Annotated in this window: 9 protein-coding genes; 5 read left to right on the top strand and 4 right to left on the bottom strand. The window is 73.5% G+C overall.

The window, feature by feature from the left end; genetic code table 11:
- Positions 1 to 4: 4 nt before the first annotated feature.
- From EDD90_RS43745 to EDD90_RS43730, 4 genes are all read right to left on the bottom strand, one after another.
- On the bottom strand, positions 5 to 4,603 hold the full coding sequence (locus EDD90_RS43745; RefSeq protein WP_123978617.1) for a hypothetical protein: 4,599 nt from the start codon (positions 4,601 to 4,603) through the stop codon (positions 5 to 7).
- Between the two features lie 40 nt (positions 4,604 to 4,643).
- On the bottom strand, positions 4,644 to 5,513 hold the full coding sequence (locus EDD90_RS43740; RefSeq protein ID WP_123978616.1) for a hypothetical protein: 870 nt from the start codon (positions 5,511 to 5,513) through the stop codon (positions 4,644 to 4,646).
- Between the two features lie 106 nt (positions 5,514 to 5,619).
- On the bottom strand, positions 5,620 to 7,158 hold the full coding sequence (locus EDD90_RS43735; RefSeq protein ID WP_123978615.1) for a hypothetical protein: 1,539 nt from the start codon (positions 7,156 to 7,158) through the stop codon (positions 5,620 to 5,622).
- A gap of 165 nt (positions 7,159 to 7,323) precedes the next feature.
- Entirely contained in the window at positions 7,324 to 8,019 is a 696-nt protein-coding gene (locus EDD90_RS43730) for a GntR family transcriptional regulator (RefSeq protein ID WP_123978614.1), read from the bottom strand.
- 150 nt (positions 8,020 to 8,169) lie between these two features.
- Here EDD90_RS43730 and EDD90_RS43725 point away from each other — a divergent pair, with 150 nt between their 5' ends.
- Genes EDD90_RS43725 through EDD90_RS43705 form a run of 5 tightly spaced genes read left to right on the top strand, consistent with a single transcriptional unit; the run spans position 8,170 to position 12,646 of the window.
- Positions 8,170 to 9,489: an MFS transporter gene (locus tag EDD90_RS43725; protein WP_123978613.1), complete on the top strand. Its 1,320-nt coding sequence runs from the start codon at positions 8,170 to 8,172 to the stop codon at positions 9,487 to 9,489.
- Positions 9,486 to 10,334, top strand: a complete 849-nt coding sequence (locus EDD90_RS43720) for a putative hydro-lyase (protein WP_123978612.1) — start codon at positions 9,486 to 9,488, stop codon at positions 10,332 to 10,334. The genes EDD90_RS43725 and EDD90_RS43720 overlap by 4 nt, the downstream gene beginning before the upstream one ends.
- Positions 10,335 to 10,353: 19 nt before the next feature.
- Positions 10,354 to 11,112, top strand: a complete 759-nt coding sequence (locus tag EDD90_RS43715; RefSeq protein WP_123978611.1) for a LamB/YcsF family protein — start codon at positions 10,354 to 10,356, stop codon at positions 11,110 to 11,112.
- A gap of 32 nt (positions 11,113 to 11,144) precedes the next feature.
- Positions 11,145 to 11,780, top strand: coding sequence for a 5-oxoprolinase subunit PxpB (gene pxpB, locus EDD90_RS43710; protein ID WP_123978610.1), 636 nt, complete (start codon positions 11,145 to 11,147; stop codon positions 11,778 to 11,780).
- Positions 11,777 to 12,646, top strand: a complete 870-nt coding sequence (locus tag EDD90_RS43705; protein WP_123978609.1) for a biotin-dependent carboxyltransferase family protein — start codon at positions 11,777 to 11,779, stop codon at positions 12,644 to 12,646. Before pxpB ends, EDD90_RS43705 begins: the two co-directional genes overlap by 4 nt.
- Positions 12,647 to 12,742: the final 96 nt, after the last annotated feature.

Raw genomic sequence — 12,742 nt, 5'->3', positions numbered from 1 at the left:
ATCTCTAGGCCGACGGCTTCTTGAACATCCGTGTCGCCGTGATCTCGCTGTGCACGGCCTCCCCCGCCTGCGGCTGCTGCGGCAGACCGGGCCGGAGGTGTTCTTCCACGCTGATGTACTTCAGCCCGGCCCGCAGGTCCGCGTCGTTCCGCAACCGAATGACCAGCGGGAACTCCGCCAGCGCGGTCGTGTCGAACAAGCCGGTCGTGTACAGCAGCTGCACGCCCAGGGCATCCGACACGGCCCGCTGAAGCTCCAGCAGATACGTCGCGTTGGCACGTCCGATGGGGTTGTCGAGGAACAGCGTGCCCGCGTGACGGTGCTTGTCCCGCCCCCGGTCGTTGGACCGCAGCGCGGCCATCGTGCAGTACAGGGCGATGGCCGCCGTGAGCAGCTGTCCGCCGGAGAACACGTCCCCCATCTGCCCCACCGGCACCCGCTCCGCGCGCAGCACCGCGTCCGGCTTGAGGATCTCGACGGCGATCCCCTTCGGCTGCAGGGCTGCCGCAACCCCCCTCAGCAGCAAGGACATTCCGTCCCGTCGCAGATCGGAGTTCTTCTTCACGGCCGCCCTGGTCGCTTCGTCGACGACCTCCCCCAGGCGCTCGGTGAGCGTGGCCTGGTCCGGCTCCTCGAAGCGGATGCGCAGGAACTCCTGCCCGGACCACTCACCGAGCCCCTCGGGCAGCCGGGACAGCCGCTGGGCGGACCGCAGGGTCGCGAGCGCGGACTCGACGAGTCCCCGCAGCCGGTCCACGATCGAGTCCCGGTTCCGCTCCAGCTGCGCCAACTCGTCGGTGAGCACCCGCAGTCGGGGGGCGAAGGCGTCGGCCCACTTCTGGGCGTGCTCGGGCAGCGCGGCAGCGGGCAGTTCACGGATCTGCTGCCGCGCGGGGGTCCGTACCGCCTCGTAGCGCGTGGAGTTGGCGTGCCGTACCAGGACATCGCTCGCCTCGCGTACGGCGGACTCCGCGGCGGAGAGATCTCCGGCGCAGCCGCGCAGCGACCGGCGGGCCTCGGCGGCGGACTGCCGGGCCTCCTCCGGGCTGCCGGGGTACGGCTCGGGCTCCTCCTGGTCCTCCTCGGAGGTGTGCTCGCGCAGCAGGTCGCGGAGCATGGCGGCGATCTCGTCGAAGCCGCTCGCCGCGTCCTCGGCCGCGCGGTGCGCGTCCAGCAGTTCGGCGTGCGCCTCGCGGGCCTGGGTCAGGGCCTCGGTGCGGGAGGCGAGTTCGGCGGTCGCGGTGCGCAGCAGCGCCTGCGCGTGTTCGGCGTCGCGCGGCTGGAGTTCCTCGGGCAGCTCGGTGTGCGCCTCGCCGTCCTCGGGGGCGTGTCGTTCGGCCTCGCCGCGCAGTCGCCCCAGCTGTTCGCTCGCGGTGGACATGCGGGTCTCCAGGAGCTGGACCAGCTCCTCCGCGCGGGCGGCGGCGGCCTGCCGGGAGGGCCCGTCGGAGCCGTCGGGCGACTGGAGCAGCTGCTCCGCGCGGGTGCGGACCTTGTTGGTCAGCCGGTTCAGCTCCGTGAGCGCGGCGCTCTCGTCGCTCTCCGAACGCGCCTGCTCCGCGCGCAGGTCGGCGCCGACTCCGACCTTCTCGTACACCTGGGAAGCGGCCCGGTAGGCCTCGCGTAGGGCGGGCAGCGAGGACTTGGGGGTGTCCGGGTCCGCCTCGGGCACGTCGTCGGGGGCGCCGGCGATCTCGGAGCGCTCGGCGCGCAGTGCGCGGGCGGTGCGGCGGGCGTCGTCGGCTGCGCGCTGGGCGCCGCGCCGGTCCTCGTCGGCCGCGCGGGCGCGCTCCAGGCAGGACTGGGCGCGGGCCTCCGACTCGGTGGCCTCGTCGGCGAGTTCGCGCAGCTTGACCTGCCAGCCGGCGCGTTCGCGGAGCCGGAACGCGAGGCCGGCGAGGGCGTCGGCGGCGCGCCGGGCCTTCTGTGCGGCCTCCTGCCGCTCGTCGCGGGCCTGTGCGGCCTCGGCGGCGGCCTCCTCGGCCTCGGCCCGCACGGTCCGCGCCTCGGCCAGCTCGGCCTCGGACTCCTCGGCGAACACGCGCGCGTCCCCGGCGGCCTGGGCCAGCTCCAGGAGCCGGCCGGCCGGGCAGCCGGTCCGCCAGGAGGCGAGCCGCGCGGCCAGCTCGCGGTCCTTGCCGAGCCGCGCGGCGAGGGTGCGGATCTCCTCGTCCCGCTCGGTGGCCCGCGCGCGCAATGCCTGCCGTTCCTCGTCGGCGGCGTGCTCGTCGTGCATGGCCGGGTTCGGCGGTACGAGGAACACGTCGCCCGGGGTGGCGTCGTCGGCCGGGGTCGGCGCGAGCAGGGCGGCGGCCGTGCCGACGGCGACGGCGGAGCGCGGCAGCAGGGCCGCCTCGCTGAGCGTCTCGCGGGCACGCGCATGCGTGTCCGGGTCGGTGATGATGACGCCGTCGACGAGCTCGGGGCGGGCGGCGAGCACGCGCGCGTGGTCCACCGGGTCGACGGCCTGGGCGAGATAGCGCCAGCCGGGCAGGGCGGGGATGCCGTGCTCGCCGAGGAACTCGACGGTGGCCAGGACGTCGGGGCCGGGCGGCAGCAGCCCGCCGTCGCCCAGGGCGCCGAGGATCCGGGAGTCGTCGGCGGCCGCGGTGCGCAGCTCGAACAGGTGCCGCTCGGCGGAGCCGACGGCGTCGTCGAGCAGCTCGTGCAACTCGTCGGCGAACCGGTCGAGTTCCTCGGCGCTGAGGGCTCCCTCGCCGTCCGCCGCCTGCCGGGGCTGAGGGATCGCCTTACGCGATCCGGTGAGACCCAGCAGCCCGGCGAGCCGCTCCTCGGCGGCCAGGGCCTCGGCGAGGCGCTTCTCGGCGTCGTACGTCCGTTCGGCCGCGGTCGCCGCGTCCGCCGCCCGGGCGGCCGTGAGCTCGGCGCGGGACTCGGCGGAGGCCGCCTCGCGCGCATGCTCGGCCGTCTTGCGGGAGGCCTCGCGGGCGGTGTCCCAGGCGGCCACGGCCGCCTTCTCGGCGTCACTGGCCGCGAGGGCGGCCCTGGCCGGGTCGGCGTCCGGGGCGCTGTCGTCGAGCCAGCCCGCGCGGACGGCCTCGGCGGTCTCCTGCTCGACCTCGCTGAGGCGCTGGCGCAGATGGCCGACCTCGCTGCGGGCACGCTGTGCCTCGGTGGCGGCGGAGGTGGAGTCCCGGTACGCGGAGTCGCTGACCTCCTGGAGGGCGGCGGACCGCTCCTCCTCCTCGTTGGCGAGGAGTTCTGCGCTCTCGGCGGCCGAGTGCAGGGCCCGTACGAGATCCACGGCGGCCTTGGCGCGGGCGGCGAGGGCCGGAGCCGCGTCCCGTTCGGCTACCTGGATGGCGGCGGCCACGCGCGCGACGCGGTCGGCGGCGGCCCGGTGCCGCAGCACGGCCTCGGCGGCCTGCCAGGCGGAGTGCAGGGTGCGGGCATCGGCCAGCTCGCGTTTCTGCGCGGCGGCGGACTTCTCACCGACGGCCAGCGCCAGCGAGGCGTGCCGGTAGGCGAGTTCGGCGGCGATCAGCGCACTGCGCTCGCGGGCGCCCTCGGAGTGCGTGACGGCGTAGGCGGCGGCCGTGACCCGCTGGGCGAGGTCCGCGGCACGCACCCGCTCCTGCACGCCCCGCGCGGACAGCCGGCGCGCCAGCGTGCGGGTACGGCGCTCGGCGCCCGCGTGGATGTCCCGCGCGCGTGACCGCGTCTCGGCGGCCTCGACGATCCTCCCGAGCAGATCCACCGACCCGGCGGTGAAGTCCCGCTCGGCGATCAGCTCGGCGCGCCGCCCCAGCTTGTTGCCGAAGCCGCCGACCAGGTCGGCCAGCCCGTCGGTGTCCCGGGTGTCGGTGACGGCACGCAGCAGCAGGTCGGTGAAGTCGGAGTCCTTCTTGACCGCGAAGAGGCCGGCGGCCTCGCCCTCGTCGGCGTTCATCTCTCGCTGGTAGCGGAAGAGTTCGGGGTCCAGGCCCAGTTCGCCGAGGTGCTCGATCCAGCGGTCGTGGATCTCCTCCCAGTGCACTTCCAGGTGCGGATAGAACTTGCCCGCCTCGGTGATGGCGTCCCGGAAGCCCTTCATGGTCCGCCGTCGCCCCTGCGCCCCGGATGCGCCCTCCACGGGCGGCCGTACGGCGGTGGACTCGGCGACCGGCAGGCTGTCCAGGGAGAGACCGGGGCCGGGCCGGAACGAGTACCAAGCCTCCGCGAACTTCCGCGGGTCGTTGGACACCTGCCGCCCCCGCCACTCGCTCACCTTGCCGACGACCACGCACTCACCGGTGAGCGTGTGCTGCCACTCCAGGGCGACATGTCCGCAGTCGTCGGCGAGCAGGAACTTGCGCAGCACACCCGAGCTCGCGCCGCCGAGGGTGTTCCGGTGCCCCGGCAGCATCACCGAGAAGATCAGCTTGAGCAGCACCGACTTGCCGCCGCCGTTCTCCAGGAAGAGCACGCCGGCGGGCGCGGGCCGGCGCGGCGGGCCGACCGGCTCCTCCTCGAAGAACTCCGCCTGGGCGGGGGCCGGGTCGGGCACGGGCTCGCCGACACCCCGCAGGTCCAGCACGGTGTCGGCATAGCGCGCACCGGCCGGCCCGATGGAGTAGAGGCGGACCCGGGACAGCTCGTACATGGCGGACTCTCGTAAGGCTTGGGATAGGGGTTCTGACAGCTCAGGAGTGGAACGGAAGCCCGGCGTCGGCGACCAGGTCCAGGTCCTCGGTGTCGTCGGCAGGCATCAGGCTGGCCGTGCCGTCGGTGATCGGGACGACGCCGAGTTCCAGCAGCTCGGCCATGGCGGCGCTGCCGGCCATGTCCCGCACCTGGAGCTGGTAGCGGGCCGTCGTGCGGTAGGTGCCGCCCTGGTCGTCACCGGTGCGCTGGAGGAACCCTGAGTCGGTGAGGAAGGCGACCGCCTTGCCGATGATGCCGGTGGTGGAACCGGCCAGTCGGCGGGCGTCCTTGGTCGCCCCGGTCGCGCTGCGTCTGGCCCAGATCCGCCAGGCGGCCTCCAGGTCGGGTGTGTCGGTGGCCGGGTCGGTGTTCTCCCCCAGCTCCTCCGCCCGCTCCTCCAGACGGCGGCAGGCCTGCCGTACGAAGGCGTCGACGCCGTTGACCGTGATCCGGCCGATGTAGCCGTCGTCGGCCAGGTCCTCGGGGCGCGGGAACGCCAGCGCGGCGACGGCGAGATGGGCGAGCCCGTGCAGGAACCGGTCGCTGCCGTCCGCTGACGTACGACGCGCGTAGTCGCCCATGCGAACGGCGAACACCGAGTCCTCGGCGGCGGTCACGGCCATCCCCGCGCGGGGCGACACCTCCAGGACCACAAGCCCGAGCCCGGCGGCCACGGCATCCGCGAGCCGCGCGAACGCGGGGTCCTCCCGGTACCGCCGCAGCAGCTCCGTGTACTCCTGATCACGCGCGGGCTGCAGCTTGGGCTGCAGCCCGAAGGCGACGAGCCGCGCGGCATCGGCGGCGTCGGCCGGCGTGACGGCAGCGGGCGCCGTCCCGGCAGACACCTCGGCCTCGACGTACTCGCTCACAACGACAACTCCCTCGACTTGAAAACAGGGGTCGACGCAAGCGCCCCGTCAGGGGCGCGGGGAACTGCGCGACCAGCCACAACGGACTCGCACCCGGCACACGGCATCACGCGGCCTCGGTCCGATCCGCCGCCATCCCCACCGCGTCCAACAAGGCAGTCCCCACGATCAGATCGGCACCACCGAATCCGGGATCGTCCAACTCGGTACCGTCGTCGACGGCGAACAGCAGCTTCTGCTCACCTTGCCGATAGGCCGTGCCGACGGCCGGGCTGGCGGCGTGCACCGCCAGCAAGGCGACGAGGTAGGCCAGATCCTCACCCTCGTCGCCCCCGACACGCCGCGCCTCCGCCAGCAACCCCGACAGACGACGGGGCGCGTCCGCCGGCAGATCCAGCAGCTCCATCGCCGCAGCCAGCTGCTCCTCGCTGAACCGGCTGTCGTCCGGCGTGGCGATGAGGTCCGGCTCCGGCATCTCCGCACCCAGGTGCTCCCGCTCCACGGGCGGAGTCAGCAGTATGTCGACGAGGTCGCCGACCCGCACCGACACCGGCGTCCGCAGCCCGGTCCCGCGTGCGAAGAACGCCCCCGTGACCCGGCTCGCCTGCTCCAGCGGCAACGGCAGCACCGGCGCGACGAGATGCCCGTACAGGTCTATCCCGGACGTCGTCATCGGCGTCGCGAACGCCTGCCGGTCCTGCTCCGCGCGGAACAGCGGTCCGGCCTCCAGCAGTCGCGACTGCAACTGCGTATGGCGTCGGATGCAGTCCTTGACGATGTCGACGAGCTCGGCGGCGCGCCGCTTGTTCTCGGGGTCCTCGGTCTCGTCGCGGGCCTTGCGGATGTTGGTGAGGATCGCGTTCTCGTGCCGGTACCGGTCGGCGACGTGGTCCAGGGCCTCGGCGATCATGTCGGGGACGGCGTTCAGCCAGTCCACCGCGCGGACGTTGCGCCGGGTGGCGTCCAGGGCTCGGCGCAGGGTCTCCGAGTACTGCACGGTCCGGTAGCGGGCCTGCTCCGCAGCGAGCTGGGCGTCGGCGAGCCGACCGCGGTTGATCAGCACCTCCAGCTTGACCTCGGCGGCGATCTGGGCGCTGGTGACGTCCGTGTCGAGGGCGCCGACCAGGACGTTGACGGCTTCGTCGGTGGTCCGGAGGTACACCGTGCCGCCGGGGCCCGGCACCTCCTCGATGAGCTTGAAGTCGTAGTCGCGGCGGACGTACGACCCGTCGGACGCGAAGGTGCCGTACACGGCGCGGAAGCCGCGGTCCACGCTGCCGACGTTGATCAGGTTCTCCAGGACCCAGCGGGCCACGCGCTCATGCTCGGCGACGGGGCGCTGCGGGGTCTGCGCGGAGATCCGCGGGATCAGCCGGGCGACGATCTGTTCGTGGTCGGCGCCGGTGTCGAAGTCCATGTTCAGTGTGACGAGGTCGATGGCGGCGAGGGCGACCTCGGCCATGCCGTAGACCGAGTACTCGCCGGCCAGGTTCGCCTTGCGCGCGTCGAGGTCGTGCAGCGGAGCCGTGCAGGCGAGCGCGCGCAGCCGCCGCGCCAGCCCCTCGTCGGCGGCCGGGCCCGGTGCCGGGCGCGGCCCCGCGCTGAGCTGGGGCGGAACGCTGTCCGTCGGTGCAGGCGAAGTCACGGTGCACAGACTAGGTCCTTGGTCTGACAACGGCCCAAACGACGCGGGTGGCTCCGCCGGCGGCGCCGGGCACTGCAGCCCCGTTCTCGAAGTGCGGCTCGGTGGGGGTTGATCGCGCAGTTCCCCGCGCCCCTTACGGGGCGCTCAGCTTACGGGGCACTGAAATCACGGGTTGCTGTCGACCCGGCGGCGGTAGACCTCCACCACTCGTTCCAGGGAGTCCGTGAGGTACGTCTCAAGCAGACTCTCCGCCCCGCGCCTGTCGCCCGCCTCCAGGGCCTGGAGGATCTCCCGGTTGCGGGCCAGGTACGGCTCGTGCAGGGCGTGCGGGTCGTCCACCACGTGGAACGCGAGGCGGAGTTCGGCGAAGACGCTGCGCATCAGTTCGTCGGTGCGTTCACTGCCGGCCAGGGCGACCAGTTCCCGATGGAAGTGGATATTGGCCGTACCCACCGCTTTCCAGTCATTCGCGGCGGCGGCCCGCTGCCCTTCGGCGACCGCCGCCGACAGGGCGCCCAGGGTGTACGGCGGCTCGCCGAGGCCGCGTACGACGGCGCACTCGACGAGGGCGCGGGTGCGGTAGATGTCCTCGACGTCCTCGACGGTCAGGACCCGGACGAAGACGCCCCGGTTGAGTTCGTGGACCAGCAGGCGTTCGTGGGTGAGCAGCCGGAACGCCTCGCGCAGGGTGTTGCGGGAGACCCCGAGCGCACCGCCGATGCCGTCCTCCGACAGACGGGTTCCCGGCGGGAAATAGCCGTCGGCGATACGGCTCCTGAGGATGTCGGAGACCCGTTCCGCGGTGCTGGTGCGCCCGAGGAGGGAGCGGTCGTCGGCCAGTCCCGTCAGCTGCTCTGCCATGCCCGGAATTCAACCGCAGACACCAGAACGAAACAACACCGGTATTGAAGGATCGTTGAACGATCCTCTACGGTGCTCAGCACGCTCCCCAAGGAGTGGACCCGCACTGCTCAGTCCACGCACCCTCCGTCCCTCATCTGCGAGGTGCCCATGAGCACGACCCCTCCACCGCAGTCCCTGACCTCCGACACACACCCGGGCAGGGGTGAACGCACCGCCGAGGACGGCGCGTTCGGCTGGCTGCGCGCCCTCGGTCCGCGCGGTCGGCGCGCGTTCGCCGGAGCTTTCGGCGGATATGCCCTGGATTCGTACGACTACTTCACACTGCCGCTGAGCATGGTCGCGCTCGCGGCGTACTTCGGTCTGGACAGCGCTCAGACCGGCCTGTTCACCACCGTCACCCTGGTGGTCTCCGCGGTCGGCGGCGCCGCGGCGGGCGTGGTCGCCGACCGGGTCGGCCGGGTGCGCGCCCTGATGATCACGGTGATCACCTACGCGGTGTTCACGGTGGCCTGCGGCTTCGCGCCCGACTACGAGACGCTGCTGGTGTTCCGTGCCCTCCAGGGCCTCGGCTTCGGCGGCGAATGGGCGGTCGGCGCGATCCTGGTCGCCGAGTACGCGAGCGCCCGGCACCGCGGCCGCACGCTGGGTGCGGTCCAGAGCTCCTGGGCCGTCGGCTGGGCCCTCGCCGCGATCGTCTACACGCTGGTCTTCTCGTTCGTCGGCGACGACATGGCCTGGCGGGTGATGTTCTGGACCGGCGCGCTGCCCGCGCTGCTCGTGGTGTGGCTGCGCCGCCGGGTGCACGACGCCCCGCAGGCGGTCGCGGTACGGGAACAGAGCCCGCAGCGCGGCTCGTTCGCCGCGATCTTCCGGCCCGGCACGGCCGGCGCGCCCGGTCTGCTGCGGACCACGGTCTTCGCGGGCCTGCTGTCCACGGGCGTCCAGGGCGGCTACTACACCCTGGCGACCTGGATCCCGACGTATCTGAAGACCGAGCGCGGTCTGTCGGTCGTCGGCACCGGCGGCTATCTGACCTTCCTGATCTCGGGAGCCTTCCTCGGCTATCTCACCGGCGGCTACCTCACCGACCGGCTGGGCCGGCGCCGCAACATCTGGCTGTTCGCGCTGCTGTCGGCGGTCTGTGTGCTGGCCTACGCGAACATCCCGGACAACGCCAACACGGTGCTCCTGGTGCTCGGTTTCCCGCTCGGCTTCTGCATGTCGGCGATCTTCAGCGGCTTCGGTTCGTATCTGAGCGAGCTGTACCCGACGGCGGTCCGCGGCACCGGGCAGGGCTTCACGTACAACGCGGGCCGCGCGGTGGGCGCGGTCTTCCCGACCCTGGTGGGCTTCCTGGCCGACAGCTGGGGCGTGGGCGGCGCGCTGGTCTTCGGCGCGGCCGGATACGGAATCGCCGCCCTGGCTCTGCTCGGGCTGCCGGAGACGCGTGGGAAGGAACTGGTATGACCCGTACGGAAGAGCACCCGGTGCCGGTCGCCGTGGCGGACCGTCCCGTCGTCCTCGTCGACGAGCACGCGCACGCGTGGAGCCCGGAAACCGCGCGGGCCCGGTTCCGGGCGGGCCTCGCGGGCCCCACGGCCGGGGTCGCGGCCGGACACACCCAGGCCAACCTGATCTCGGTGCCCGCCGACTGGGCGTACGACATGCTGCTGTTCTGCCAGCGCAACCCCAAGCCGTGTCCGGTGCTCGACGTCACCGACGCGGGCGCCACGGGCACCGTCCTCGCGGAGGGCGCGGACCTGCGCACCGACCTGCCGCGCTACCGGGTGTGGCGGAACGGGGAGCTGGTGGACGAGCCGACGGACGTGCGCGCGTACTGGCGGGACGATCTGGTGTCGTTCCTGCTCGGGTGCAGCTTCACGTTCGAGTGGGCGCTTGCCGAGGCCGGCGTGCCGATCCGCCATGTCGAGCAGGGCCGGAACGTGCCGATGTACGTCACCAGCCGCCCGTGCCGTCCGGCGGGGCGGCTGAGCGGGCCGATGGTGGTGTCGATGCGCCCGGTGCCGCCGGCGCATCTGTCCGCTGCGATCCGGGAGAGCAGTCTGCTCCCGGCGGTGCACGGCTCCCCCGTACACTGCGGCGATCCCTCGGCACTCGGCATCGACGACCTCGGCCGGCCCGACTTCGGCGACCCGGTGGACGCCGACCCCGACGACATCCCGGTGTTCTGGGCGTGCGGGGTGACCCCGCAGGCGGTGGTGACGGCCTCGCGGCCGCCGTTCGCCATCACCCACGCGCCCGGCCAGATGTTCATCAGCGACGCCCGCGACGAGCAGTACCGCGTGGCCTGACAGGAGAGACAGCGGATCCATGACCTCGATCGACCTGAACGCCGACCTGGGCGAGGGCTTCGGCCGCTGGCGGCTCACCGACGACGAACAACTGCTGTCCGTCGTCACCAGTGCCAACGTGGCCTGCGGCTTCCACGCGGGGGACGCGGCCACCATGCGGCGGGTGTGCGAACTGGCGGCCGAACGCGGGGTGACGATCGGCGCCCAGGTGTCCTACCGGGACCTGGCGGGGTTCGGGCGGCGCGCGATGGACGTGCCGCCCGCCGAGCTGGCGGCCGAGGTGGCCTACCAGATCGGCGCCCTGGAGGTCTTCGCACGTGCGGCGGGCGGACGCGTGGCGTACGTGAAGCCGCACGGCGCGCTCTACAACCGGGTCGTGCACGACGAGGAGCAGGCCGCCGCGGTGGTCGACGGCGTGCTCCTCGCGGACGCCTCGCTCCCGGTACTGGGGCTGCCCGGTTCACGGCTGCTGGAGCTGGCCGGCAAGGCGGGGCTGCCGGCCGTCACCGAGGCGTTCGCGGACCGCGCTTACACCGACGAGGGGACGCTCGTCCCGCGTGGGCGCGAGGGCGCGGTGGTGAGCGACCCGGAGGCAGTGGTGGAGCGCTCGGTGGAACTGGCGCGCTCCGGCGCGGTCGTCGCGCACTCCGGCGCGCGTATCGGCGTGCGTGCCCGCTCGCTCTGTCTGCACGGTGACACCCCGGGCGCCGTGGAGCTGGCGCGCAGGGTGCGCACGCGGCTCACGGAGGCGGGCGTGACCGTGGCGGCCTTCGCGTGACCGGGACGATACCGGCCGGGAGCACCATGCCCATGACCACCCGCCCCGTCGGTGACGACGCCCTGCTCCTCGAGGTCGGCTCCGGCGCCGAGGCCCAGGCCCTGCACGCCGAGTTGCTGCGCCGCCGCGCGGAGGGCTCACTGGCGGTCCGCGAGATCGTGCCGGCGGCCCGCACGGTCCTGCTCGACGGCCTTGACGACCCGGCCCGCCGGGCCGCCGAACTGTCCGCCGCCGAGATCCCTCCCAGTCCCGCACGCGCGCGTGCGGCGATCGAGCTGCCTGTGCGCTACGACGGCCCGGACCTGTCCGAGGTCGCCGCCCACTGGCGGGTGTCCGAGCACGAGGTGGCCCGTATCCACTCGGGAACCGAGTTCACGGTCGCCTTCTGCGGCTTCGCGCCCGGCTTCGGCTATCTCACCGGGCTGCCCGCCCAGTACGACATGCCGCGCCGCGCCACTCCGCGCACGGCCGTGCCCGCGGGGGCGGTGGCGCTGGCCGGGCCGTACACCGGCGTGTACCCGCGCTCGTCGCCGGGCGGCTGGCAGCTGATCGGGACGACGGAGGCGGTGCTGTGGGACCACGCGCGTGTGCCGGCCGCACTGCTGGCGCCGGGTACGCGGGTGCGGTTCGTGCCGGTGGGGCCAGCGGGGCCGGTGGGGGGCCTGTGACCGACCGGGCGCTCGTCGTCGTACGGGCCGGGGCGCTGACGACCGTGCAGGACCGGGGGCGGCCCGGGTACGCGCATCTCGGGGTGCCCCGCTCCGGAGCGCTGGACGCGCCCGCCGCGGCGCTCGTCAACCGGCTGGTCGGCAACTCCCCCGAGGCGGCCGTCCTGGAGACGACGCTCGACGGCTGTGCCGTGCGGCCGCGTTCGACGGTGGTGGTGGCGGTCGGGGGTGCGCCGTGTCCGGTCGCGGTGGGCGGGCGCCCGGCCGCGTGGGGCGCACCCGTCGTGGTCGCCGCCGGGGAGCTGCTGGAGGTGGGGACGGCCCTGTCCGGTGTACGCAGTTATGTGGCCGTCTCCGGCGGTGTCGCCGTCGAACCCGTACTGGGCAGCCGGGCCACGGATCTGCTCTCCGGGCTCGGTCCCGCTCCGCTGGCGGACGGTACGGTGCTGCCGCTGGGCACTCCGGCGGGCCCGCACGCGCGCGTGGACGTCGCTCCGCAGCCGTCCCCGCCGGCGGAGCTGGTGCTGCGGGTGACGCTCGGGCCGCGTGCCGACTGGTTCACGCCCGCTGCCGTACGGGCGTTCACCTCGCGCGCGTACCGCGTGTCGTCGGCGAGCAACCGCATCGGGCTGCGCACGGAAGGGCCCGCCCTGGAGCGGGCCCGTCCCGGTGAACTCCCCAGTGAGGGCATGGTCCTCGGTGCCGTCCAGGTTCCGCCGGACGGCCGTCCGGTGGTGTTCCTGGCCGACCATCCGACCACCGGCGGCTATCCGGTGATCGCGGTGGTCCGCGCCGCCGATCTCCCGGCGGCGGCCCAGACGGTCCCGGGCATCCCGGTCCGGTTCGTGGCCGTACGCCGCCGCTGAACCGCGATACGCCGTCGCTGAACCGCCGTAAGCGGTACGCCGTCGCCGAACCGTCGTTAGCCGCCGCTCAACCGCCGTTGCGGCCTCGGCCGGCAG

This window comes from Streptomyces sp. Ag109_O5-1 (assembly GCF_003814875.1).
Taxonomy (GTDB): Bacteria; Actinomycetota; Actinomycetes; order Streptomycetales; family Streptomycetaceae; genus Streptomyces; species Streptomyces sasae.
The sequence above is the reverse complement of the archived record's forward strand: the minus strand, read 5'-3'. Positions and strand labels throughout refer to the sequence as shown.